This window comes from Bradyrhizobium sp. BEA-2-5, from assembly GCF_032918025.1.
Classification (GTDB): domain Bacteria; phylum Pseudomonadota; class Alphaproteobacteria; order Rhizobiales; family Xanthobacteraceae; genus Bradyrhizobium; species Bradyrhizobium pachyrhizi.
Genome location: NZ_CP136629.1, coordinates 7,687,490 through 7,710,916 on the forward strand (window position 1 = coordinate 7,687,490; position 23,427 = coordinate 7,710,916).

Genomic DNA, 23,427 nt, shown 5'->3' on the forward strand with positions numbered 1-23,427 from the left:
AGCCTTGAAATGGGTGGGACGGCGGCACGAAATGAATCATGCCTTTGGTACCCCGTTTTGCAGCCGCCAACAAAGGCGGATGTGTGGTGCGGCTTAATTCCGCCGTTCCCGTCAGCCAATGCGGGCCGCAACAAAATCTCGCCCTTGTTAAGTTATTGGAAACCGTGCCGGGGCCTTCTGGAACAGCACGATTTTGACAGGCACACGACAAATGCGCGCGGTGGGAACATCAAGGACCAAGCTTTTCGGCGCGAGCCTGATCGCGCTGGCCCTGCTGCTGCCCGGCAGCACGCAAGCCCAGTCGGCGGGCAACGGCCTGACCAACCTGATCGACAGCATCTTTTCCGGACCGAACGCGACGCCGCCGCAGGCCGCAACCGGACAGGACGGCGCGGCACCGCCGTGGAGCGGTGAAGACGGCGCCTCCGGCCATCCGCTGATGACCGCGGCGGCGATCCGCCAGGCCGCGTCGGACTTCCCGAACTGCGTCGCCGCGATGTGGCCCGATGCCGCACGGCGCGGCATCACGCAGGAGAATTTTCAGCGCTTCACCGCAGGCCTTGGCCCCGACCTGCGCATCATGGACCTCATGGACTCGCAGCCGGAGTTCACCAAGTCGATCTGGGACTATCTCGACATCCTGGTGAACGACAACCGCCTCGCCAAGGGCCGCGAAATTCTCGCCAAGTACAAGGCGCAGTTCGACGCCACCGAAAGGGCCACCGGCGTCGACCGCTACATCATCGCCTCGATCTGGGGCATCGAGTCCAACTACTCGACGCAGATGGGCGACCGCAGCGTGCTGCAATCGACCGCGACGCTCGCCTGCATCGGCCGCCGCCAGGCCTATTTCAAGGACGAGTTCCTCTCCGCGCTGGAGATCCTCAACCGCGGCGATCTCAGGCCTGAGCAGCTGCGCGGCTCCTGGGCCGGCGCCTTCGGCCCGACCCAGTTCATGCCGACCGCCTTCAAGCGCTTCGCCGTCGACGGCGACGGTGACGGCAGGCGCGACGTCGTCGACAATCCCACCGACCTGATCGCCTCCACCGCCAACAACCTGAAGAAGGACGGCTGGCAGTCCGGCCAGACCTGGGGCTACGAGGTCGTGGTGCCCCAGGGCTTCAACTACATGCTGGCCGACCGCGCCAAGGGGATGACGCTGTCGCAGTGGGAACATCTCGGCGTCAAGCGGCCGGGCGGCCAGCCGTTCCCGCGGCCGTCCGACAAAGCCTATCTGCTGGCGCCGGCCGGCGCGCAAGGACCGGGCTTCCTGATGCTGCAGAACTACCGCGTCATCATGAAGTACAACCCGGCCGAGGCCTATGCGCTGGCGATCGGCCATTTCGCCGATCGCTTGCGCGGGGGGCAGCCCTTCGTGCAGCCCTGGCCGCGACAGGAGCGCGAGCTGGCGCGCACCGAGCGGCTGGAACTGCAGCAGCTGCTGGCCCAGCGCGGCTTCTACAAGGGCACCCCGGACGGCCAGTTCGGCGGCCAGACCCGGGAAGCCCTGCGCAACTTCCAGGCCTCGATCGGGGTCCCCGCCGACGGTTTTGCCACCGCCGAGGTGCTGGAGCGGCTCAGGGGGCGGTAGGGCTGAACCGGCTGCCCCGTAGCCCGGATGGAGCGCAGCGAAATCCGGGGGTTCTCGCCGTGCGGCTGGTCTGGTCCCGGATTACGCTTCGCTCCATCCAGGCTACGGCTCTCCCTCCCCCGCAAGCGACACGGTTCCGTCGGGGCGACATTCGCCCCCCTCCACCCCGAAAGTAACCGTGAAATCCGATATTTGCCGCCGACCTTGACGGCGGCCGGAGGCACCCGATTTATGGTGGAAAAGCTGCCCGCTTGCGGCCCGATTCCGCTAGTATGCTCACGTACTTCCAGATCATTTGCGACCGAACGCGATGCGAGAGCCAAAGTCCTTTTTGCGCATATTCACCGAAGCCGGTCCGCTGGTCGCGCTGACGGTTACGCTTGCGCTGTTGATCGGCATCGCCCAGCCCGCCTCGGCGCAATTCTTCGGCTTTCCCGGCTTCGGCGGCGGACCGCCGCAACCACAGCGCCGCGCTCCGCCGCAGCACGGCGGTGGCGGCTGGTTCGGCGGCGATTTCTTCGCGCCGTTCCAGCAGCAGCAACCCCAATCATCGCAGCCGCAGCGGCCGCGCGAGGATTTCTCGCGCGCTCCGGCACCGGCCAAGCGCGAGGCCGCCGCCGAGCGCAACGTGCTGGTGATCGGCGATGCCATGGCCGACTGGCTCGCCTACGGCCTGGAAGACGCCTACAGCGAGCAGCCCGACATGGGCGTGATCCGCAAGCACAAGACGGTCTCCGGCCTGATCCGCTATCAGCCCAAGGGCGACCCGGCGGATTGGGCCGCGGCCGCGAAGGGCATTCTCGCCACCGAGAACCCCGACGCCATCGTCGTGATGCTCGGCCTCAACGATCGCACCGCGATCCGCGAATCTGTCGTGGAGAAGAAGGTCGACAAGAAGGACGAGAAGAAGGACGCGCGCGGCAAGCCGGAGGCCAAGCCCGGCGACAAGCCCGATGCCGCCGCCAAGAATGACGGCAAGGCTGAGGCCAAGCCCGCCGATCCCGAGTTGCCGGCCGACGACGCCGATAACGATCAGCCGGCCGCGCCGGAGAAGACCGCGCGCAACCCGAACGGCCTCTACGAATTCCGCGACGACCGCTGGGTCGAGCTCTACGGCAAGAAGATCGAGGAGCTCGCCAACATCCTCAAGGCCAAGGGCGTGCCGGTGCTCTGGGTCGGCCTGCCCGCTGTTCGCGGAACGAAGGGCACCGCGGACACGCTGTTCCTGGATTCGCTGTACCGTGAGGGCGCGGCCAAGGCCGGCATCACCTATGTCGACGTGTGGGACGGCTTCGTCGACGAGGCCGGCCGCTTCCTCCAGAAGGGCCCGGACTTCGAAGGTCAGATCCGTCAGCTCCGCAGCTCCGATGGCGTCTATTTCACCAAGGCCGGCGCGCGCAAGCTCGCGCATTATGTCGAGCGCGAGATCACGCGCCTGCTCGCGGCACGCTCCGGCCCGATCGCGCTGCCGAGCGAGCCCGCCACCCCCGATACCAGCGCCGAGCCGGGCAAGCCCGCACCGCGGCCGCTGGCGGGGCCGGTGCTGCCGCTGGTCGCCTCCACGGTCGGCACCGATCAATTGCTCGGCGGACCGGGCTCGCGGCCCGCCGCCGTCGATGCGCTCGCCGCGCGCACGCTGGTGAAGGGCGAGGCGCTGGCGCCGCCCGCCGGCCGCGCCGATGATTTCGTCTGGCCGCGCCGCGAGATGGGCCGCGAGCAAGCCAAAGGCGATGTGCCGGTTGCCGCGACCACGCCGGCCGCGCCGGCGGGCGGGCCGGCCAATCCGCCGCCCTCGACCACGGCGATCGCGCCCGACGGCTCGATCATCACCGCGCCGAAGCCGCCAAGGCGCGCGTTCCGTCCGGCCCAGACCCAGGCCCAGCCGCAACAACAGCAGCCGCAGACACAGCCCTGGCTGCGCGATCTGTTCGGGTTCGGCGCGCCGCAGCAGCGCCCGCTGGTCGCTCCGCCGCCGCGCCCGCCGCGCGGTGTCGGACAGCGGGCCGCAGTGCCGGGGAATCCGTGGCAGTAGGCGGCGCGCACGCGCGACAAGCTAGCTGATGGCTGGAAATTTGCGGGAAACTTGCACGGCGGGTCAGGCGAAGCCGTAACCCGCCGTGTCTTGCGCGGCGTCTCGCACGGCGAGAGGGCGGGTTACGCTATCGCCAACCCGCCCTGCGATTTCATCGTATGGCTCAACCGTAATAGCGCCAGCGCGGCGGCGGGCGGCGCGCGGGTCGCGACATCAGGAGTGCGAGCGCGAAGCCGATGCCGCCGGCGACCAGCAGCGCACCGAGCGGGTTGTCCTGCACCTCATGCGCCATCGCCTTCTGTCCGCTGCGAACGGTCTCGCCGCGATGCTCATAGGCGTCCTTGGCGTAGTTGACCGCAGTGTCGGCGGCGTCGCGCGCGGCATCCTTGGCCTGGCCGTAGAGATCCTGCACCGAGCCCGCGGCTTCACGCGCGCGGCCCGAGGCCTGGGTCTGCGCATCGCCGGTCGCGTCGCCCACAGCGCCTTCGGCCTTGCCCGCGAACTCCTTCGCCGTTCCGAAAATCCGATCCTTGTCCATCGTCACGCTCCCTGATCTGTCCGGGAGCTAACCGGGAAACGGCGCGCAGGTTCCTGCGGTTACAGGATCAGCCCACCGTCGACGACGATCGTCTGGCCGATGATGTAGGACGACAGCGGCGAAGCCAGGAACAGCGCCGCGCCCGCCATGTCGGCCGGCGTGCCCAATCGCCGCAGCGGGATGCGCGCGAGCGCGCCTTCGAGCCGCTTCGGATTGTCGGTCGTCACCTTCGTCATCTTGGTGTCGACGAGGCCGGGTGCAATGCCGTTGACGCGGATGCCGTCCTCGGCCCACGCCTCGCCCAGCGTCCGCGTCAATCCGACCGCGCCGGTCTTCGACGCATTGTAGGCGGGATTGCCCATGGTGGAATGATAGGCCGCTGTCGAGGACACGATGATCAGCGAGCCCTTGCTCTCGCTCAGCATCGCCTGGAATTTGGTCGCGCAGGCCATCAGGCTCATCAGGTTGACCTCGACCACCTTGCGAAAGCCGGCCATCTCGAACTCGCCGCGGCGATAGAGCACCGCGCCCTGCGCGAGCACGAGTATGTCGAGCCTGTCGAAGGACGGCTTGAACGCCTCGATCGCTTGCGGGTTGCTGACATCGAGCTGCGCGTAGGCGAGGCCCTCGAGATGCGAGCCTTCCTCGGTCGAATAGTCGCTCGCCTGCGCGCGGGTGCCGCAGATCGCGACGCGCGCGCCCTTGGCGCGGAACGCCTGCGCGATGCCGTTGCCGATGCCGCTGGAGCCGCCGACCACCAATATCTGCTTGCCGCCGAAATCGAGCTCGTTCATCGCGCGTTCCTCTCTCGTGCTGTTGTCTTGATTGAGCATGATCCTTCTCGAAAAGCCAACCGGGAAACTTGCGTTAACGCGCTGCGCGCATGCCGATATGGGATCAGTGGTTTGACGTATCTTGCGATCGGTGCCAGCGTTGCCGTCTCTCACAACGCAAAAAATCAACGGGGGGTCCGTCATGTCCGAATACAAGCAGCTCAGCCGTTCGGTGAAGGGCCTCACCGTTCTCGTCACCGGCGCCGCCAGCGGCATGGGCCGCGCCACCGCGCGGGTGTTTGCCGATGAAGGCGCCAATGTTGCGGTCACCGACCTCACCGAAGAAGGCACGCAGACGGTGGCGAAGGAGATTTCGTCAGGCGGCGGCTCGGCGAAGGCCTGGACGCTCGACGTCAGCGATCGCGACGCCATCACCAAGGTCGTCAACGATGTCGCCGCGCATTTCGGGGCAATCGACATCGTCGTCAACAATGCCGGCATCTCCGTGCGTGTCGCGATCGACGACGAGGCCTATGAGGACGCCTGGGCCAGGGGCATCGCCGTGATGCTGACGGCGCATCCGCGCATCATCCGTGCTGCGCTGCCGCACCTGCGCAAGTCGAAGAGCCCGCGCATCGTCAACATCGCCTCGACCGAAGCGCTCGGGGCCACCGCATTGCACAGCCCGTATTCGGCAGCGAAGGGCGGCGTTGCCAGCCTCACCCGCTCGCTGGCGGTGGAGCTCGGCCGCGAGGGCATCACCGTCAACTGCATCTGCCCCGGACCGATCCGCACCGCCATCACCGACCGCATCTCCGAGGAGCACAAGACCATCTACGCCAAGCGCCGCACCGCACTCGGCCGCTATGGCGATCCTGAAGAGGTCGCGCACATGACGCTGAGCCTGTGCCTGCCGGCGGCATCGTTCCTCACCGGCGCGGTGATTCCGGTCGATGGCGGGCTGATGGCCCGCAATGCCTGACCCGCGCACGGCCCGCGAGCGTTGACAGCGCGCGCGCGGCGAGTAGCCTTCTCGTCAAACGAAGCGGGAAAACCGCCCGCGACAGACGGGGAGATACGCCAATGACGGTCCTGATCCGGCAGCTTCACAAGCATTTCGTCGGCGAGGTTTCCGGCGTCGATCTGCGCAAGCCGCTGACGAAGCAGGAAGCGATCGACATCGAGGCGGCCATGGACAAATATGCGGTCCTGGTGTTCCACGACCAGGACATCACCGACGAGCAGCAGATGGCTTTCGCGCTGAATTTCGGCCAGCGCGAGGACGCGCGCGGCGGCACCGTGACCAAGGAGAAGGACTACCGGCTGCAATCCGGCCTGAACGACGTCTCCAATCTCGGCAAGGACGGCAAGCCGCTTGCGAAGGACAGCCGCGCGCATCTGTTCAATCTCGGCAACTGCCTCTGGCACTCCGACAGCTCGTTCCGTCCCATCCCGGCAAAATTCTCGCTTTTGTCGGCGCGCGTGGTGAACCCGAAGGGCGGCAACACCGAATTCGCCGACATGCGCGCGGCCTATGACGCGCTCGACGACGAGACGAAGGCGGAGATCGAGGACCTCGTCTGCGAGCACTCGCTGATGTATTCGCGGGGATCGCTCGGCTTCACGGAGTACACCGACGAGGAGAAGGAGATGTTCAAGCCGGTGCTGCAACGGCTGGTGCGGACCCATCCCGTCCATCGCCGCAAGTCGCTGTATCTCTCATCGCATGCCGGCAAGGTCGTGGGCATGAGCGTGCCGGAGGGCCGGCTGCTGCTGCGCGACCTGAACGAGCACGCGACGCAGCCGGAATTCGTCTACGTGCATAAATGGAAGCTGCATGACCTCGTGATGTGGGACAACCGCCAGACCATGCACCGCGTCCGCCGCTACGACCAGTCGCAGCCTCGCGACATGCGCAGGGCAACGGTGGCGGGAACCGAGCCGACGGTGGCGCAGGAAGCGGCGGAGTAGCGGTCGCGAAGGCTGTCGTAGCCAAACCACCGCTGTCGTAGTCGAACCCACAGCTGTCGTCCCGGGCAAGCGTAAGCGCAGACCCGGGACCCATGACCACAGGGCGCTGTTGTTGCACGACGCTGTGGCCCCAGCGCGGTGCCGCAATTGCATGCGGTGGTTATGGGTCCCTGCTATCGCAGGGACGACACCTCCTGGAGCAGGCGCAGTAACCCAAACCACCGCTGTCGCCCAGGGCAAGCGTAAGCGCGACCCGGGACCCATAACCACGCAGCGCCGTTGTTGCGCGACGCTGTGGGCCCCAGCGCGGTGCCGCATTGCATACGGTGGTTATGGGTCCCTGCTTTCGCAGGGACGACACCGTGAATGTGGACGGATCGTCGACGACCTCAGCGACAGGCTACGCGTGCCCGGCCTCGTTCGAGAGCATGCCGGGATCGATGCCGATCTTGCGCAAGGCTCGCGCGTACTTGTCGTCGACGTCGTCGCCGAAGATCAGATCCGCATCCGCATCGCAATGCAGCCAGCCGTTGCTCTGGATCTCGGTCTCGAGCTGTCCCGGCGCCCAGCCGGCATAGCCGAGCGCGAGGATGGCGTGCTTGGGGCCGGAGCCGTTGGCGATCGCGCGCAGGATATCGACGGTCGCGGTGAGGCAGACCCCATCATCGATCCGCAGCGTCGCATTCTCGATGTAGAAGTCGCTGGAATGCAGCACGAAGCCGCGGCCGGTGTCGACCGGTCCGCCCCGCAGCACCTTCATGCTTTCGGCATTCTCCGGCAGCTTGATCTGGTCCGACTTCTCGATGATGTCGAGCTGCACCAGCAGCCCGGGAAAATCGATGCTGCCGGCGGGACGGTTGACGATGATACCCATCGCGCCCTCGGAGGAATGCGCGCACATGTAGATCACGGAGCGTTCGAAGCGCGGGTCGTTCATGACAGGCATCGCGATCAGCATCTGGCCGTCGAGATAGCCACCTTCGGCGGCATGGGCGCCGACGGCCGGGTTTCTGCCGGCGGTGGTCTTGCGAGTCTTGCCTGTTTTGCCTTCAGGGCGCATCCGCAAAGGCCTTTCCTGCTGATTTGGCATCCTGATATCGGGTGGCGGTTCTGTCAATCAACCATCGACCGCCGTGCGGCGATGCATCACAAGCAATTCAATGGTTTGCACCGAAAGTTACAGGTAAAGACGTCTCATGATCGTCATAGTTCCCTTGCGTGCCGCATTTGGCGTTGCCACCCTGTTTTCCGTCGCATGTATGGCAACGGAGGTCCGCGCCGACGACGCCTCGCCGTGGCAACAGGACACGCATTCCGCGGTGCGGTTGTTGGCGGGATCGCGCAGCGGCGCGGTCCTGCTTGGCGGTATCGCGTTCCAGCTCGAGCCCGGCTGGAAGACCTACTGGCGCACACCCGGCGATTCCGGCGTTCCACCGCGGTTCGACTTCTCCAGGTCGGATAACGTCGAGGCGGTCACCGTGATGTGGCCGGCGCCGCGGCAATTCGACGACGGCGCCGGCGGCACCTCGCTCGGCTACAAGCACCAGGTGGTGCTGCCGCTGCGCATCGTGGCGAAGAATCCCGACAAGCCGCTGGTGCTGCGCGCCGACATCAACTACGCGGTGTGCGAGAAGCTGTGCGTGCCGGTGGAGGCGAAGGCCGAGCTGGCGTTCGCGAGCGTCGCATCGACCGAGGACGCCGCGCTGTCGGAAGCACTCAACGCGGTGCCGAAGCCCGCCAATATCGGCGACCCGATCCCGTTTTCGATCCGCGACGTCAAGCGCGACGGCAAGAACAACGTGCTGGTCGATGTCGCCGCGCCCGAGAGCAAGGACCTCAGCCTGTTCGTCGAGGGGCCGACGCCCGACTGGGCGCTGCCGGTGCCCAAGCTCGTTGCGCAGGCGCCGCCGGGCGTGAAGCGCTTTTCTTTCGAGCTCGACGGCCTGCCGCCCGGCGCCAAGGCCGACGGCGCCGCGCTGAAGCTGACGCTGGTCGGCGGCGACAAAAGCTACGAATTCAATATCAATTTGAATTGAGCCGTAGGTCATTCCGGGGCGATGCAACGCATCGAACCCGGAATCTCGAGATCCCGGGTTCGATGCTTCGCATCGCCCCGGGACGACCCCGAAGGGGTGCGTCACCCAACCCAATCTTAACGTTTCGTTGATAGATCGGAGGCCATTGCCGCCACGCGGCGCTTTAGGAATTTTCCGCCTTGGCTGTGATGGAGACACAATCCGCAACCTCTGCGCCATCGGGCCGGGCCGCACGCCTGCGTAGCCTCGCCGCGCGCGCGCTCGGCGGCACCAAGGAGGCGTCGGTCACCAAGCGGCTCGCCGGCACCATCTTCGTCATCCGCGTGATCAGCGCGGGGCTCGCCTATGTCTCGCAGGTTCTGCTTGCGCGCTGGATGGGCACATCCGACTACGGCGTCTATGTCTATGTCTGGACCTGGGTTCTGCTGCTCGGCAGCATGATGGATTTCGGCATCTCCGCCTCCGCGCAGAAGATCATCCCGGAGTACCGCACGCGCGGCGACCTCGCGGCGCTGCGCGGCTTCCTCTCAGGCGGCCGCTGGGTGGTGCTTGCGACGTCCAGCGTGGTCGCGCTGCTGCTGGCCGGCGTAATCCACCTCGCCTCGCCCTGGATCGATCCCAACGCGGTGGTGCCGCTCTATATCGGCTGCATGACCCTCCCTGCTTTCGTCGTCGCCAACACCCAGGACGGCATCGCGCGCTCGCATGACTGGATGCAGCTCGGCCTGATGCCGCAATTCATCATCCGCCAGGCGCTGATCATCGCGCTGACCGCCGGCGCGCTGGCGCTTGGCCTCAATCTCGGCGCCACCGCGGCGATGATCGCGAGCGCGGCCGCGGTGTACATCGCGGCGATCGGCCAGATGGTCGTGCTCAACCGCCGCCTCACCGCCCATCTCGGGGTGGGCGAGAAGGCCTACGACGTCAGGGGCTGGCTCGCCGTCTCACTACCGATCCTGCTGGTCGAGAGTTTCTACCTGCTGCTCTCCTACACCGACGTGCTGGTGCTGCAGCAATTCCGTCCCTCGGACGAGGTCGGGGTCTATTTCGCCGTGGTGAAGACGCTGGCGCTGGTCTCGTTCATCCACTACGCGATGTCGGCAACGACGGCGCATCGCTTCGCGGAATACAATGCGCTCGGCGACAAGGCGCGCCTTTCGGCCTATGTGGCGCACGCCATCAACTGGACGTTCTGGCCGTCGCTGGCCGCGACAATCGTGCTGCTGGCGCTTGGCAAGCCATTGCTCTGGCTGTTCGGGCCGCAGTTCGTGGTCGGCTACGACATCATGTTCGTCGCCGCGATCGGGCTCGTGGTGCGCTCCGCGATCGGGCCGGTGGAGCGGCTGCTCAACATGCTCGGTCAGCAGAAGATCTGCGCGACCGCCTATGCGGTGTCGTTCCTGATGAATGTCGGGCTCTGCATCGCCCTCGTCCCGCGCTACGGCGGCATGGGCGCCGCGGCCTCGACCTCGCTGTCGCTGACCTTCGAGACGATCCTCTTGTTCTATGTCGTGCGCTCGCGCCTCGGCCTGCACGTGCTGGCATTCGGCAAGCGGCGGCCGGCGTCATAGGATTGCGCCGGACGGGGCATAGTGCGATGCATGACTGTCGCCGGACCGAGGAACCTGCCTGACCGCGTTCAGCCTTGCGCCCGTCAGGCGCGCCTGATGTCCGCCCGCTCGCAATGCTGGCCGGCAACCATGCGGCGGAAGAACCACAGAACGGCCGGGCAAGCCAGGAGCACGGCGGCGCCGAAGTCGAGCGCCGCGCCCGCGGAGCCGACCGCGGTGGAGAGCTTTCCTCCGATCGCAGGTCCAGCCAGCATGCCGGCGTAAAAGACGGTGTAGAATATTCCCATTCCGATCGGCCGCGTCTTCTGCTCGAGCACGCGCGCAGGCAGGCTCATGATCGGACCGGCAGGCAGGCCGCAGAGGATTCCAAGAGCAATGACGACGGGAAGCACCGTGCCGCTGCGCGACAGGAGCAATGTCAGGAGCGCGAAGGCGATTCAGCCCGCGACCAGGATGACCTCGTCGCGCTTGGTCCGATCGGCGAGAAAGCCGCCCAACGGCACCGAAAGGGCGGCGAGCCAGAGCACGATACTGATGGTTGATCCGGCTGCGGCCCCGGACCAGCCCTGCTCGACCAGCATCGACGGACCGAAACTGAAGATCATCGCAAAGCCGATGTTGTAGAGACACCAGATCAGTCCGGCGGCAATCACAGCGCAGATCGTGTCGGCGGTCAGGCTGCTGCGCTCGCCTTCAACCGCGACGGCCGCGTCCGGCGCGCGATAAACCAGAGCGATGAGGCCGAGACCGATCAGGATCACCCCGGTGACGGCAAGATTGACGGCATGGAGTCCGAGCGTGGCTCCGATTGCCGGCAACAGCATGAGAGCGACTGCGATGCCGGCCGGCCACGAGTTGATGAAAATAGCCATCGCGGTGGCGATTTCCCGGCCGGCAAACCAGTCCGCGACCATCTTGGTCATCAGAACGTTCAGGAGGACGCCGCCGATGCCGGCAGTCAGTCGGCCCGCGATCTGCACGCTCCACGACGTTGACGTGGTCATCAGCAGTTCGCCTGCCAGCATCATCAGGAGACCGGCAAGGACCACCGCCTTGTCGCCATAGCGGCGGCCGATCGCGCCGCCAGGCAAGGCAAGCAGGGCGCCCGGCGCAAAGTAGAGCCCGATCAGAACGCCGATATCGGCCAGGCTCGCGCCCAGACCCTGGCTGAGTTGCGGTGCGATGGCCGCGACGCTCTGAAACTGAAAGGCGATGGTGGCACGAGCGACGAACAGAGCAGCAAGAATGGTCCAGCGGCTTCGCATTTGGATTTTCTCCGATGCCCAGAACTATGTCGTCGGCTTGATGTTCTGGTTCAGGCGGAAGAAATTCGTCGGATCGTATTTGTTCTTGAGCGCGACGAGGCGTCCGTAATTTTCACCATAGGCGTCGCGCACCCGGTCTTCGCCCTCATCCCCCAGGTTGTTGGCATAGACGCCGCCGGTCGAATAGGGCCTGACGGCACTCCACAGCTCGCGTGCCCAATGCATGTTCGCCTCGTCACCGGCCGGATCGTCCCAGATCGCAACCGGAAAGCAGTCGAACGCCGCATCGCGGTTTGCGTAAGGCGAGCTCGATACCGGAACCCGCGCAATTGCGCCGCCGACATGCTGGAGAACCAGCAAGGACGCGGTGTTGGGGGCTCTCGCATAGGCGTCGAGCAGCGCGTCGATCGCGCCGGCACCGATCTCGCGCAAGAACTGCGCCTTCCAGTAATAGCGGCGTCCCCGCGGAAACAGGGCATCACCACCCGACTGAATCTCGAGATAGGGAACGGTTGCGAGGCGCGTCTCAACGGGCGAGCCGAACTTGACGATCGGCGAAAGGGCGCGCTCACCGTCATGATGCGAGCCGACGTAACAACCGGAGATGTTGAAGAACCGCTCGCCCGACGGCAGCGTCACAAGGGCCGCGTCGACGTTGACCTCATCGGCAGCGTTGCGGGCGAATTCATCGTAGAACTGCATGGCCTCGCGCGCCTGATCGTAAGGATAAAGCGTCGACGCCACGGGCAACGACGTGCCGATCGGATGCAACTGGTATTCGAACGCAGTCACGATGCCGAAATTGCCGCCGCCTCCTTTCAAGCCCCAGAGCAGGTCGGGGTGTTCGGTCGCGCTGGCCCTTAAAACCTGTCCCTCGGCTGTCACCACTTCGGCGGCAATCAGGTTGTCGCAGGTCAACCCGTATTTTCGCCCGAGCTTGCCGAAGCCGCCGCCAAGCGTGAGCCCGGCGATGCCGGTGTCGCTGTTGACCCCCATGGTGGTCGCCAGGCCGTGCGCCTGCGTGGCACGATCGAATTCGCCGAGATCGAGGCCGGCCTCCGCGCGCGCGGTGCGGCTGACCGGATCGACATCGATGCGTTTCATCCGCGACAGGTCGATGACCATGCCGCCGTCACAGACCGAGAGGCCGGCGACATTGTGGCCTCCGCTGCGAACGGCCACCGGGAACGTGCGGGACCTCGCGAACGTCACCGCCTCGACCACGTCCTGGGTATCCGCGCAGTAGGCGATCATGGCCGGCCGCCTGTCGACGGCGCCGTTCCAGACTTTGCGCGCCTCGTCGTAACCGGCGCTCCCGGCGAGGACCACCTCGCCCTTGAGCCGTAGCTGCGAGCTGGGCCGAAGTTCGGAATGCGATTTGCCCATCACCTCGTCATATGGCTGCCGCTGCTCCATCCGATTTGCTCCTCGTCAGGAATGCCCATGCCATCATCCCACGGCGCGCCAAATTGTCCTGAATCCGATCGGAAAAAGCTGCAAAATTTCACCAAAAGGGATGGCTCCGGGCGATGGCGACGCTTGCCGCCTCAAACGAAAGCCGGCCCTGATCCAATCAGGGCCGGCTTGTTCCTTAGGCCGCCAAATCCCGCCGGAAAATTACTCCGCCGTCCAGCCGCCGTCGATCGAAAGATTGGTGCCGGTGATCTGGGCTGCATCGTCGCTGCACAGGAACAGGGCCAGCGCGGCGACCTGCTCGGAGGTGACGAACTCCTTGGTCGGCTGCGCATCCAGCAGCACGTCGTTGATGACCTGCTCGCGCGTCAGGTTGCGCGCCTTCATCGTGTCGGGGATCTGCTTCTCGACCAGCGGCGTCCAGACGTAGCCGGGGCTGATGCAGTTGCAGGTGATCTTGTGGGTCGCAACCTCCAGCGCCACGGTCTTGGTGAGACCGGCGATGCCGTGCTTGGCCGAGACGTAGGCCGACTTGAAGGGCGAGGCCACCAGCGAATGCGCCGACGCCGTGTTGATGATGCGGCCCCACCCCTTCTTCTTCATGCCGGGGACGGCGGCACGGATGCCGTGAAACGCGGACGACAGATTGATCGCGATGATCTGGTCCCACTTCTCCGGCGGAAACTCCTCGATCGGCGCAACGAACTGGATGCCGGCATTGTTGACGAGGATGTCGACCGAGCCGAACGTCTTCTCGCCGAGCGCGATCATGCCGGCGATCTCGGCGGGCTTGGTCATGTCGGCCGGCGAGTAGATCGCCTTGACCTTGAAGTCGGACTCGATGCCCGAACGCTCCTTCTCGATATCGGCCGGAACGCCCATGCCGTTGAGAACGATATTGGCGCCGGCACCGGCGAAGGCGCGCGCATAAGCCAATCCGATGCCGCTGGTCGAGCCGGTTACAACGGCGGTCTTGCCTGTCAACGTACCCATTATCGGTCGCTCCTATTTGCTTGCGGGGGGCGTGGGTTCATCCCCCGTGAGGTCGTAAGTCACCATGGTCTCCCCGGACTGCGGCCGTTCTAGCCATTCTTTGTGACGCATCGACAAATGCACGTCGCGGACGCCCGCGCCCCAGTGCTCGACCATCGCAACATGGGAGAAGTCGTAGTCCTTCGAGGAGCTCTCGTAGTTCTTGCTCTTGTAGATCAGGTGAACCACCGTGACGGTGTTCTCCTTGGACGCCTTGCGCAGCAGCTCGACCGACGGATCGTTCTTCAGGTAATCGGGCAGCTTGCCGATCAGGTCGCGCACCGCCATGCGGGCGTTGTGGATCTGGCTGTTCTTGTCGGTGTTCATCCGCGTGCGGCTGGAATAGCGGATGTCCTTCTCGCGCTCGGCCGCTTCCAGCAAGGTCTCCGGCAACGGCCCGCGGGCGCTGAACAGATCGACCTGGAAGATCAGCAGATCGCGGTTAATCTCCTCATCGAGCACGTAGTCGAGCGGGGTATTGGAGGCGATGCCGCCGTCCCAGTAATGTTCGCCGTCGATGTTCACGGAAGGAAAGCCCGGCGGCAGCGCGCCGGAGGCCATGATGTGCTCGGGGCCGATGGTCTTGCCGAGCTTCTTGAACTCGTAATTGTCGAAATATTTGAAGTTGCCCGAGGTGACGCCGACCGCGCCGACCGACAGCCGCGTCTTCAGATCGTTGATGCGGTCGAAATCGACGAGACGCTCCAGCGTCTTCTTCAGCGGCGAGGTGTCGTAATAGCTTTCGGCCTGCGGGCTGCCTGGCGGCCAGAGCGGCGCCGGCGGAATGCGCGGCGTGAAGAAGCCGGGCACGCCGAAGGTCGCAATGATGGCGGCAGAGGTCTCGTTGAACAGCGAGCGGGCGCGGTCATGATTGGAGACCGGATTCCACGGCACCGGCGCCGAGACCATCTCCCAGAACTCCTTGAGCCGCTTGACGCGCGTCTGGCCCTCATTGCCGGCGATGATGGCCGCGTTGACCGCGCCGATGGAGATGCCGGCCACCCATTCCGGCTCGAAGCCTGCGTGACAGAGCGCCTGAAAGGCGCCGGCCTGATAGGAGCCGAGCGCGCCGCCGCCCTGAAGAACCAGCACGCGCTGCGCTTGCGCCGGCGTCAAGGCCGGCGCGGAATCCGAAGTATCCATTCGTAACCGTTGGGTCAGGAAATGACTTGGGGCGCACCGTGGCGGCTGTTTACCGCGGCGTCAATCAACGAGATGAAGGGCTCTATTGTTTGAGCATGATCTTGTCGGAAAACCGCTCACACTTTTCCGGATCATGCTCTGGATCACGCGGAATTTATCGAAATCAGGTTGCCGCCAAAATGAGCGTCCAGAACACCTTGTATTTGGTGCCGGGAGCATAGCTCGCCGCGATGCCTAATTTTGTGACACCGCCCTTGAGCATGTTGGCGCGGTGAGGCGGCGAGTCGCGCCAGCCAGAAAACGCTTCCGCCAGCGTATGATAGCCGGCCGAGATGTTCTCGACCGCCACGGTCGCGGGATAACCGCCGGCCTGCAGCCGCTTGCCGAGCGGCGCCTTCACGTCGTGGTCCATCTTGTTGCGGGCGGCCATCGCCTGCGATTGTTGCTCGGCGAGCTTGGTCAGGTCCGGATCCACCACGACGGTGCCAAGGCCATTGTTCTGGCGATACTGCGAAAACATGATCGCGGCCGCCTGGCTATCCAGGACAGCGCCGGGTTGGGCCATGTTGAGATACATGGTCGGTTCTTCCGGGATTTTGGTGTCCGTGCCGCAGCCGGCAAGCAGCAGAAGCCCGATCAGGGCGACCGTCGTCCGTTTCACTGTAAGAAAACCCCCAAAGATTGGCCCGCCGTTGTTGCATACCAACCGTGGCTGAATGGTGAACAGGGGCTAACTTTTGACCACACAAAACGCCGTCATTCCGGGGCGATGCGCAGCAGCGAACCCGGAATCTCGAGATTCCGGGTTCGGTCCTGCGGACCGCCCCGGAACGGAAGGTGAGCTTGTTGGCCTGGTAGCCCCGATGCAGCGGAGCGCAATCCGGGGCAGCCTATCCGCGGAGCGAAGTCCCGGATTTCGCTGCGCTGCATCCGGGCAACGGAGCGTTCCCTTCCCCCTGAAAGGGGGAAGGTCGGGATGGGGGTCCGGCCACAGGCTGCGCTGCAAGTGGAGAGACCAGATCCCCACCCGCTTTGCTCTGGCGAGCCAAGCGGACCTTCCCTTTTCAAGGGGAGGTTTGCGTGGACCCTACTCCTGGGCGGCAAAGATCCGGTAGCGGCGGGGCTGCAGCGAGACGATTTCGCCGACCTGGAGCTCGCGGTCGCGGGGGGCGTCGATCTCGATCACGGTCTTGCCCTCGCTCCCCGACAGGGCCACCTCGGCACGCTGGATCGGACCGAACGAACGGACATGCCGGATGGCGCCTTCCAGGGCGCCGGTTCCGGCCGGGCCGACCGCCATGTCGTGGCGGCGGACGAACAGCTTGGCCGCGCCGGACGCCGCGCCCAAAGCCGGAATGTTCAGCGGACGGCCGTCCAGCCGCACCGCATCGCCGGCCACATCAACCGGCAGCTCGATCGATTCACCGATGAAACCGTGGACGAAGGCGGTCGCGGGACTTGCATAGACCTCATCGGGCGAGCCGATCTGCTCGATCCTGCCCTTGTCCATCACCACGACGCGGTTGGCGACTTCCAGCGCCTCCTCCTGGTCATGGGTGACGAAGATCGAGGTGACGTGGATCTCATGATGCAGCGAGCGCAGCCATTTCCGCAGCTCTTTCCTCACCTTGGCATCGAGCGCGCCGAACGGCTCGTCGAGCAGCAGGATGCGCGGCTCGATCGCGAGCGCGCGGGCGAGCGCGATGCGCTGGCGCTGGCCACCGGAAAGCTGGCTCGGGTAGCGATCGGCGAGCCAGTCGAGCTGTACGAGATCGAGCAGCTCCTTGACCCGGGCGCGGATCGCAGCCTCGTCCTTGCGGACCGCGCGCGGCTGCACGCGCAGGCCGAAGGCGACGTTCTCGAACACCGTCATGTGGCGGAACAGCGCGTAGTGCTGGAACACGAAGCCGACGTGACGCTCTCTGGCGCCGCGAGAGAGCGCATTCTCGCCGTCGATCGGGACCTCGCCGGAATCGGGCCAGTCGAGCCCGGCGACGATCCGCAGCAGCGTGGTCTTGCCCGAGCCGGACGGACCGAGCAGCGCCACCAGCTCGCCGCTGTCGACCTTGAGATCGACGTTGTCGAGCGCGGCAAAGCTGCCGAACGTCTTTACGATATTCTTGACTTCAATCGCCATCGGGCACCTCTGCCTCGTCGAGCCGCCGCTCGAGAACGGTCTTCACGATCAGCGTGATCAGCGCCAGCATCGCCAGCAGCGAGGCGATCGCGAAGGCGGCGACGAACTGGTACTCGTTGTAGAGAATCTCGACAAGGAGCGGCATGGTGTTGGTCTCGCCGCGAATGTGGCCAGAGACGACCGAAACAGCGCCGAACTCGCCCATGGCGCGGGCGTTGCAGAGCAGGACGCCGTAGAGCACCCCCCATTTGATGTTGGGCAGCGTGACGCGGAAGAAGGCCTGGAGACCCGAGGCGCCCAGCGAGATCGCAGCCTCCTCCTCCTGCGTGCCCTGCTCCTGCATCAGAGGGATCAGCGCACGGGCCACGAAGGGAAAGGTGACGAAGGTGGTGGCGAGCGCAATGCCGGGCACCGCGAACAGGATCTGGATGTCGTGGTCGCGCAGCCAGCTGCCGAAATAGCCCTGTGCGCCGAACAGCAGCACGAAGACGAGACCCGAGATCACCGGACTGACCGAGAACGGCAGGTCGATCAGCGTGATCAGGAACGTCTTGCCCGGAAAATCGAACTTGGCGATGGCCCAGGCGGCGACGAGGCCGAACACGAGGTTGAGTGTGACCGAGATCGCGGCGATCAAGAGCGTCAGTTTGATGGCGGCGAGCGCCTCAGGCTCCGCCAGCGCCGCGAGATAGGCGCCGATCCCCTTCGAAAAGGCCGACGCAAACACCACGACCAGCGGCAGCACGACGAAGATGCTGAGGAAGGCGATCGCGAGCGCGATGATGATGAAGCGGATCGGGCCGGGCTCAGTGCGCAAATTGCGCTGCGCCGTCCCCGGCTCCGCGCGACCGATCTCGAGCCGCGGCGCCGGGGCCGCGACGCTGACATCGGTCGCGGGTGCGTAGGTCCGCAGTTGCGTGGTCGAGGTCACCAATCCCGTCTGCATCGACATCGCAAGACCTCAATGCACGGGGATGCGGGCTTGCGCCCAGCGTTGCAGCCGGTTGATCAGGAAGATGATCATGAACGACACGACCAGCATGACCACCGCGATCGCGGTCGCATCGGCATATCGGAACTCTGAGAGCCGGATCACGATCAGGAGCGGCGCGATCTCCGAGACGTTGGGCAGATTGCCGGCGATGAAGATCACCGAGCCGTATTCGCCGACGGCCCGGGCAAAGGCGAGCGCGAGGCCGGTGAGCAGCGCCGGGATCAGGCTCGGCAGGATGACGCGAAACACCGTCTGCCAGCGGCTGGCGCCAAGGCTCCCCGCGGCCTCCTCGATCTCGGGGTCGAGATCCTGGAGCACCGGCTGCACCGTGCGAACCACGAAGGGAATACCGATGAAGATCATGGCGACGAAGATGCCGACCGGCGTGAACGCCACCTTGATGCCGAGCGCGGCAAGTGGCGCGCCCAGCCACCCCTTCTGCGCGAACAGCTGGGTCAGCGCAACGCCGGCCACCGCGGTCGGCAGCGCAAAGGGCACGTCGACGATAGCGTCGAACAGCCGCCGGCCCGGGAAACGGTAGCGCACCAGCGCCCAGACGATGATGCTGCCCATGACGAGATTGACGCAGGCCGCCGCAAACGAAAGCCCAAACGAAATCTTCAGCGCGTTCAGGGTGCGGCGGCTGGAAAGGATGTTCCAGAACTGCTCGGGGCTGAGCTCGAGCGATTTCAGGAACAGGCCGGCGAGCGGAATCAGGATGATCACGGACAGCCAGGTCAGCGTCAGTCCCATGGTGAGACCGAAGCCCGGCAGGGTACTGCGCCGTGCAACCGCTGTGCTCACATATCCCCCTGATAATCCGATCAGTTCTTGTAGATCTGATCAAAGACGCCGCCGTCGGCAAAATGTTCCCTCTGTGCCTTGGTCCAGCCGCCGAAAACGTCGTCGATCGTGAACAGCTCGACCTTGGCGAAGGCGTTTTCATACTTCTTGGCGATTTCGGCATCGCGCGGACGGTAGAAGTTGCGCGCGGCGATCTCCTGCCCCTCCTTGGTGTACCAATATTGCAGATAGGCATCGGCGACGTTGCGATTGCCCTTTCGGTCGGCAACCTTGTCCACGATCGCGACCGGCGGCTCGGCGAGGATCGATTGTGGCGGCGCCACGACCTCGAACTTGTCCGCGCCAAATTCGCGGAGCGCCAGAAAGGCTTCGTTCTCCCACGCAAGCAGCACGTCGCCGACGCCGCGCTCGACGAAAGTCACGGTCGAGCCGCGCGCGCCGGTGTCGAGCACCGGCACGTTCTGATAGAGGTCGGCGACGAACTTCTTCGCCTTGTCGGCCGATCCGAACTTCTTCTGCGCAAAGCCCCAGGCCGCAAGATAATTCCAGCGTGCCCCGCCCGATGTCTTCGGGTTCGGCGTGATCACGGCGACGCCCGGCTTGATCAGATCGTCCCAGTCCCTGATGCTCTTGGGATTGCCCTTGCGCACCAGGAACACGATGGTCGAGGTATAGGGAGACGAATTCTGCGGCAGGCGCTTTTGCCAATCCGCCGCCACCAGGCCCTTGGCAGCGATGGCATCGATGTCATAGGCGAGCGCGAGCGTCACCACGTCGGCCTGCAATCCGTCGATCACCGCGCGCGCCTGCGAACCGCTGCCGCCATGCGACTGCTTGATCTCGATGCTCTTGCCGGTCTCCTTCTGATAGGCATTCGCGAACGCCTTGTTGAACTCGCCATAGAGCTCACGCGTCGGATCGTACGACACGTTCAACAGTGAATAGTCGGCCGCAAAGGCCGAGCTCGCCCACAACAATCCCGCGACCAGCGGCAGGATACGACGGATCATTTCGCTCTCCATTCAACCTGAGAAATGTCAGGGAACACGCAAGACATAACTCACGGTGAAGTGGTCTTAAGTCAACGAAACCGGTTTTCTTTGTTTTCGGCGGCGCAGCGCGCTTGTGCTACGAATTCGCCGCACTGCGAAGGCTTTGTCGCGTCGCCAAATCGCAATGAACCGTCATCGCGATCTGGCGCCCCGCGCAAACGCTTCGCGTTTGTCGCTAGGATCAGGTTCTACGACATCTTCATCGTATGGATGCCGCATTCCGTCTTGGCCCGGCCGCGCCAGCGGCCGTCGCGCGCATCCTCGCCGGCAGCGGACCGGCTGCTGCAAGGCATACACCCGACCGACTGATATCCCGATGCGACAAGTGGATGCGGCGGCAGCTTGCCGAGAGTGAAGATCGCCTCGATCTCCTCGCGCGAGACGTTGGCGAAGGGATTGAACTTCAGCCGCGCGCCGTCGTCCTCGACGACGGGAATGTCGGCGCGCGCACTGCCCTGGAAGCGCTTGCGGCCGTTGAGCCAGGCCGAGAACGGCTTCAGCGCCCGGGCCAGCGGCTCGACTTTTCGAATGCGGCAGCAGGCGTCGGGATCGGAGAACCAGAGATCGCGGTCGGGATCCTGGCGCGACAGCGCTTCCTCATCGGGCTTGATCGAGCGCACGTCGGTGAGGCCGAGCGCGGCTATCAAAGTGTCGCGATAAGCCAGCGTCTCCTCGAACAGCCAGCCGGTGTCGAGAAAGATCACCGGAATCGCGGGATCGACGTCCGCCATGACCTTCAGCAGCGCGGCGGACTCGGTGCCGAACGACGACACCAGCGCCACTTTCTCGCGGCCGAGCGTCCTGACCGCGGCCGCGATCACCTCGGCGGGCGAGGCCGTGCGCAGCGCGCGATCGAGCGCATCGGCCGCGGGCAGTGCGGCCGGCCCCACTGCGAGCTCTGGTGCAAGCGTGCTCACTGGCCGGCGCTCTCCGAATGGCGCAGCTGCATGCGCCGGTGCAGCGCCGTGATGCGGCCATCGCCGGTCGGCTGGTAGAACACCGAATAGCGCCTGGCCGTCTGCATGAAGGCCTCCGCGTCCGCCTGCTTCTTGACCTCGAAGGCGTCGAAGCCGGCGCGCAGCATAAACACGAACTGGTCGCGCAGCACCTGGCCGGTGGCGCGCAACTCGCCGCGGTAATTGTAGCGTTCTCGCAGCAGCCGTGCCTGGCTGTAGGCGCGCCCGTCGCGGAAGGTCGGGAACACCAGCGCGACGGCCGCGATCCTGCCGAGATGCGGCACGAGTTCGGCGATGTCGCGATTGTTCGGCCAGATCACGCCGACCTTGCCGGGACGGCGCAGCAGCGCCTCCGGATCGGCGAGAAAGCGCTCGGCGCTCACCAGCACCGCGCCGTCGCCCGGCAGCTCGGCGCCGTCGGCGACATGCACGAACAGATCGGTGGTGATTCTTCCCTGCTTAACGAGTGGCATAGACCCGCTCCCTGATAGGCTCGACGCCCAGACGCTTCACCGTATCGACGAACAATTCTTCGGGACGGTCGCGCAGCGCGAGATAGGCTTCGACAATGTCTTCGATCACGTCGGCGACTTCCGCATAGGGAACGGCCGGGCCGATCAGCGTGCCCAACTGCGCGTTCTCGTCGGCGCGGCCGCCGATGGTGATCTGGTAGACTTCCTCGCCGTTCTTCTCGACGCCGAGAATGCCGATATGGCCGACATGGTGATGGCCGCAGGCATTGATGCAGCCGGAGATGTTGATGTGGAGCCGGCCGATCAGATTGGCGAGCTCGTGATTGGCGAAGCGCCGCGTCAGCTCCTGCGCGATCGGGATCGAGCGCGCATTCGCCAGCGAGCAATAGTCGAGCCCCGGGCAGGCGATGATGTCGGTGATCAGGTTGACGTTGGGCGTCGCGAGCCCGAGCTTGTCGAGCGCCTTCCACAGCGCCGGCAGGTCGCGCTTGGCGACGTGCGGCAGCGCCAGGTTCTGCTCATGGCCGACGCGGATCTCGCCGAAGGAATATTTGTCGGCGAGATCGGCCAGCGCGTCCATCTGCTCGGCCGTGGCATCGCCCGGAGGCCCGCCGGTCGGCTTCAGCGAGATCGTGACGATGGAATAGCCCTGCACCTTGTGCGGGGCCACCGAGTTCTTGCGCCACGCCTCGAAATCCGGATCGGCCGCGGCCTGGCGCAGCTCGTCCGGCATGTGCGGCAGCTTCTCGTAGGCGGGATAGGTGAAGCGCGAGCGGATGTCCTCGATGGCGGCGTGATCGAGCGTCAGCCCGACATCGCCCATCGCCTTCCATTCCTCCTCGACCTCGCGGGAGAACTTCTCGATGCCGAGCTCGTGCACCAGGATCTTGATGCGCGCCTTGTAGATGTTGTCGCGGCGACCGTACTGGTTGTAGACGCGTAAGATGGCCTCGATGTAGCTGAGGATGTCGCGGCCGTGGACGAAATGCTTGATGGTCTTGGCGATGAACGGCGTGCGGCCGAGACCGCCGCCGACCAGCACCTCGAAGCCGGTCTCGCCCTTCTCGTTCTTGATCAGCCGCAGGCCGATGTCGTGGATCTTGATCGCGGCGCGGTCATGGTCCGACGCGGTGATCGCGATCTTGAACTTGCGCGGCAGGAACGAGAATTCCGGATGCAGCGTGGTGTGCTGGCGGATCAGCTCCGACCAGATGCGCGGGTCCTCGATCTCGCCGGGCGCGACGCCGGCCCACTGGTCGGAGGTGACGTTGCGCATGTTGTTGCCGGAGGTCTGCATCGCATGGATGCCGACCTTGGCAAGGTCTTCGAGCGCGTCCGGGAGCTCGGCGAGCTTGATCCAGTTGAACTGGATGTTCTGCCGAGTGGTGAAATGACCGTAGCCGCGGTCGTATTTGCGCGCGACATGGGCGAGCGCCCGCAGCTGGTTGGTCGCCAGCGTGCCGTAGGGGATCGCGACGCGGAACATGTAGGCGTGCAGTTGCAGATAGACGCCGTTCTGAAGCCGCAGGATCTTGAACTCGTCCTCGGTGAGCTCGCCGGAGAGGCGCCGCTTCACCTGGTCGCGGAACTCCGAGACGCGCTCGTTGACGAGCGTGCGGTCGATTTCGTCGTAAGCATACATGATG

22 protein-coding genes are annotated in these 23,427 nt (G+C 65.2%); 6 read left to right on the top strand and 16 right to left on the bottom strand.

The genetic code is table 11. The features are described 5' to 3' along the window. Positions 1–211 precede the first annotated feature (211 nt). Both RX327_RS35840 and RX327_RS35845 read left to right on the top strand, forming a co-directional pair. Complete coding sequence (locus RX327_RS35840; RefSeq protein ID WP_317248696.1) at positions 212–1,591, top strand: lytic murein transglycosylase; 1,380 nt, start codon at positions 212–214, stop codon at positions 1,589–1,591. A gap of 310 nt (positions 1,592–1,901) precedes the next feature. After that, complete coding sequence (locus RX327_RS35845; protein ID WP_317248697.1) at positions 1,902–3,623, top strand: SGNH family hydrolase; 1,722 nt, start codon at positions 1,902–1,904, stop codon at positions 3,621–3,623. 163 nt (positions 3,624–3,786) lie between these two features. Here RX327_RS35845 and RX327_RS35850 read toward each other — a convergent pair whose 3' ends face one another. Together RX327_RS35850 and RX327_RS35855 are read right to left on the bottom strand one after the other, a co-directional pair. Then, positions 3,787–4,161, bottom strand: coding sequence for a CsbD family protein (locus tag RX327_RS35850; protein WP_317248698.1), 375 nt, complete (start codon positions 4,159–4,161; stop codon positions 3,787–3,789). A 59-nt stretch (positions 4,162–4,220) separates the two neighbouring features. Beyond that, positions 4,221–4,955, bottom strand: a complete 735-nt coding sequence (locus RX327_RS35855) for an SDR family oxidoreductase (protein WP_317251400.1) — start codon at positions 4,953–4,955, stop codon at positions 4,221–4,223. A 181-nt stretch (positions 4,956–5,136) separates the two neighbouring features. On the opposite strand from RX327_RS35855, the gene RX327_RS35860 reads away from it, so the two are divergent. Both RX327_RS35860 and RX327_RS35865 read left to right on the top strand, forming a co-directional pair. Further along, positions 5,137–5,916 carry an SDR family NAD(P)-dependent oxidoreductase gene (locus tag RX327_RS35860; protein WP_317248699.1) on the top strand — a complete coding sequence of 260 codons (780 nt, stop codon included), beginning with the start codon at positions 5,137–5,139 and terminating at the stop codon, positions 5,914–5,916. A 101-nt stretch (positions 5,917–6,017) separates the two neighbouring features. Beyond that, positions 6,018–6,905: a TauD/TfdA family dioxygenase gene (locus tag RX327_RS35865; RefSeq protein WP_317248700.1), complete on the top strand. Its 888-nt coding sequence runs from the start codon at positions 6,018–6,020 to the stop codon at positions 6,903–6,905. 400 nt (positions 6,906–7,305) lie between these two features. On the opposite strand, the gene RX327_RS35870 is transcribed toward RX327_RS35865, so the two are convergent. Further along, a complete protein-coding gene (locus RX327_RS35870; RefSeq protein ID WP_317251401.1) occupies positions 7,306–7,965 on the bottom strand; it encodes a YqgE/AlgH family protein in 660 nt (219 codons plus the stop codon). 136 nt (positions 7,966–8,101) lie between these two features. On the opposite strand from RX327_RS35870, the gene RX327_RS35875 reads away from it, so the two are divergent. Both RX327_RS35875 and RX327_RS35880 read left to right on the top strand, forming a co-directional pair. Continuing rightward, entirely contained in the window at positions 8,102–8,941 is an 840-nt protein-coding gene (locus tag RX327_RS35875) for a protein-disulfide reductase DsbD domain-containing protein (protein WP_317248701.1), read from the top strand. 188 nt (positions 8,942–9,129) lie between these two features. Continuing rightward, the gene (locus RX327_RS35880) at positions 9,130–10,512 is read left to right on the top strand and encodes an oligosaccharide flippase family protein (protein ID WP_317251402.1); all 1,383 of its coding nucleotides are present in this window, start codon (positions 9,130–9,132) and stop codon (positions 10,510–10,512) included. An 83-nt stretch (positions 10,513–10,595) separates the two neighbouring features. Here RX327_RS35880 and RX327_RS35885 read toward each other — a convergent pair whose 3' ends face one another. The 13 genes from RX327_RS35885 to RX327_RS35945 form a co-directional block, all read right to left on the bottom strand. Continuing rightward, on the bottom strand, positions 10,596–10,904 hold the full coding sequence (locus RX327_RS35885; RefSeq protein ID WP_410712121.1) for a hypothetical protein: 309 nt from the start codon (positions 10,902–10,904) through the stop codon (positions 10,596–10,598). A gap of 45 nt (positions 10,905–10,949) precedes the next feature. Beyond that, entirely contained in the window at positions 10,950–11,777 is an 828-nt protein-coding gene (locus RX327_RS35890) for a CynX/NimT family MFS transporter (protein ID WP_244482580.1), read from the bottom strand. 24 nt (positions 11,778–11,801) lie between these two features. Then, positions 11,802–13,193, bottom strand: a complete 1,392-nt coding sequence (locus RX327_RS35895) for an FAD-binding oxidoreductase (protein WP_082190786.1) — start codon at positions 13,191–13,193, stop codon at positions 11,802–11,804. 201 nt (positions 13,194–13,394) lie between these two features. Then, positions 13,395–14,183, bottom strand: coding sequence for a 3-hydroxybutyrate dehydrogenase (locus RX327_RS35900; RefSeq protein WP_317248702.1), 789 nt, complete (start codon positions 14,181–14,183; stop codon positions 13,395–13,397). 12 nt (positions 14,184–14,195) lie between these two features. Beyond that, on the bottom strand, positions 14,196–15,365 hold the full coding sequence (locus RX327_RS35905; protein ID WP_317248703.1) for a patatin-like phospholipase family protein: 1,170 nt from the start codon (positions 15,363–15,365) through the stop codon (positions 14,196–14,198). A gap of 163 nt (positions 15,366–15,528) precedes the next feature. Then, the gene (locus RX327_RS35910) at positions 15,529–16,026 is read right to left on the bottom strand and encodes a CAP domain-containing protein (RefSeq protein ID WP_317248704.1); all 498 of its coding nucleotides are present in this window, start codon (positions 16,024–16,026) and stop codon (positions 15,529–15,531) included. A gap of 426 nt (positions 16,027–16,452) precedes the next feature. Further along, positions 16,453–17,502, bottom strand: a complete 1,050-nt coding sequence (locus tag RX327_RS35915; protein ID WP_317248705.1) for a sulfate ABC transporter ATP-binding protein — start codon at positions 17,500–17,502, stop codon at positions 16,453–16,455. Continuing rightward, a complete protein-coding gene (cysW, locus tag RX327_RS35920; protein WP_317248706.1) occupies positions 17,492–18,454 on the bottom strand; it encodes a sulfate ABC transporter permease subunit CysW in 963 nt (320 codons plus the stop codon). Before cysW ends, RX327_RS35915 begins: the two co-directional genes overlap by 11 nt. A 9-nt stretch (positions 18,455–18,463) precedes the next feature. Next, positions 18,464–19,249, bottom strand: a complete 786-nt coding sequence (cysT, locus tag RX327_RS35925) for a sulfate ABC transporter permease subunit CysT (protein WP_317251403.1) — start codon at positions 19,247–19,249, stop codon at positions 18,464–18,466. 71 nt (positions 19,250–19,320) lie between these two features. After that, a complete protein-coding gene (locus tag RX327_RS35930) occupies positions 19,321–20,322 on the bottom strand; it encodes a sulfate ABC transporter substrate-binding protein (protein ID WP_317248707.1) in 1,002 nt (333 codons plus the stop codon). Between the two features lie 218 nt (positions 20,323–20,540). Next, positions 20,541–21,269, bottom strand: a complete 729-nt coding sequence (locus RX327_RS35935; RefSeq protein WP_317248708.1) for a phosphoadenylyl-sulfate reductase — start codon at positions 21,267–21,269, stop codon at positions 20,541–20,543. After that, positions 21,266–21,781 carry a DUF934 domain-containing protein gene (locus RX327_RS35940; protein WP_317248709.1) on the bottom strand — a complete coding sequence of 172 codons (516 nt, stop codon included), beginning with the start codon at positions 21,779–21,781 and terminating at the stop codon, positions 21,266–21,268. Before RX327_RS35940 ends, RX327_RS35935 begins: the two co-directional genes overlap by 4 nt. Beyond that, positions 21,768–23,423: a nitrite/sulfite reductase gene (locus RX327_RS35945; RefSeq protein WP_317248710.1), complete on the bottom strand. Its 1,656-nt coding sequence runs from the start codon at positions 23,421–23,423 to the stop codon at positions 21,768–21,770. The genes RX327_RS35940 and RX327_RS35945 overlap by 14 nt, the downstream gene beginning before the upstream one ends. Positions 23,424–23,427 lie beyond the last annotated feature (4 nt).

Bases quoted from the DNA above. Each gene is read 5' to 3' on its own strand.
- RX327_RS35845 (WP_317248697.1), top strand. From the start codon at position 1,902: ATGCGAGAGCCAAAGTCCTTTTTGCGCATATTCACCGAAGCCGGTCCG.
- RX327_RS35915 (WP_317248705.1), bottom strand. From the start codon at position 17,502: ATGGCGATTGAAGTCAAGAATATCGTAAAGACGTTCGGCAGCTTTGCC.
- RX327_RS35945 (WP_317248710.1), bottom strand. From the start codon at position 23,423: ATGTATGCTTACGACGAAATCGACCGCACGCTCGTCAACGAGCGCGTC.
- cysT (WP_317251403.1), bottom strand. From the start codon at position 19,249: ATGGGACTGACGCTGACCTGGCTGTCCGTGATCATCCTGATTCCGCTC.
- RX327_RS35940 (WP_317248709.1), bottom strand. From the start codon at position 21,781: ATGCCACTCGTTAAGCAGGGAAGAATCACCACCGATCTGTTCGTGCAT.
- RX327_RS35895 (WP_082190786.1), bottom strand. From the start codon at position 13,193: ATGGAGCAGCGGCAGCCATATGACGAGGTGATGGGCAAATCGCATTCC.
- RX327_RS35855 (WP_317251400.1), bottom strand. From the start codon at position 4,955: ATGAACGAGCTCGATTTCGGCGGCAAGCAGATATTGGTGGTCGGCGGC.
- RX327_RS35865 (WP_317248700.1), top strand. From the start codon at position 6,018: ATGACGGTCCTGATCCGGCAGCTTCACAAGCATTTCGTCGGCGAGGTT.
- RX327_RS35880 (WP_317251402.1), top strand. From the start codon at position 9,130: ATGGAGACACAATCCGCAACCTCTGCGCCATCGGGCCGGGCCGCACGC.
- RX327_RS35860 (WP_317248699.1), top strand. From the start codon at position 5,137: ATGTCCGAATACAAGCAGCTCAGCCGTTCGGTGAAGGGCCTCACCGTT.
- RX327_RS35900 (WP_317248702.1), bottom strand. From the start codon at position 14,183: ATGGGTACGTTGACAGGCAAGACCGCCGTTGTAACCGGCTCGACCAGC.
- RX327_RS35905 (WP_317248703.1), bottom strand. From the start codon at position 15,365: ATGGATACTTCGGATTCCGCGCCGGCCTTGACGCCGGCGCAAGCGCAG.
- RX327_RS35870 (WP_317251401.1), bottom strand. From the start codon at position 7,965: ATGCGCCCTGAAGGCAAAACAGGCAAGACTCGCAAGACCACCGCCGGC.
- RX327_RS35840 (WP_317248696.1), top strand. From the start codon at position 212: ATGCGCGCGGTGGGAACATCAAGGACCAAGCTTTTCGGCGCGAGCCTG.
- RX327_RS35850 (WP_317248698.1), bottom strand. From the start codon at position 4,161: ATGGACAAGGATCGGATTTTCGGAACGGCGAAGGAGTTCGCGGGCAAG.
- RX327_RS35890 (WP_244482580.1), bottom strand. From the start codon at position 11,777: ATGCGAAGCCGCTGGACCATTCTTGCTGCTCTGTTCGTCGCTCGTGCC.
- RX327_RS35930 (WP_317248707.1), bottom strand. From the start codon at position 20,322: ATGGAGAGCGAAATGATCCGTCGTATCCTGCCGCTGGTCGCGGGATTG.
- RX327_RS35875 (WP_317248701.1), top strand. From the start codon at position 8,102: ATGATCGTCATAGTTCCCTTGCGTGCCGCATTTGGCGTTGCCACCCTG.
- cysW (WP_317248706.1), bottom strand. From the start codon at position 18,454: ATGTCGATGCAGACGGGATTGGTGACCTCGACCACGCAACTGCGGACC.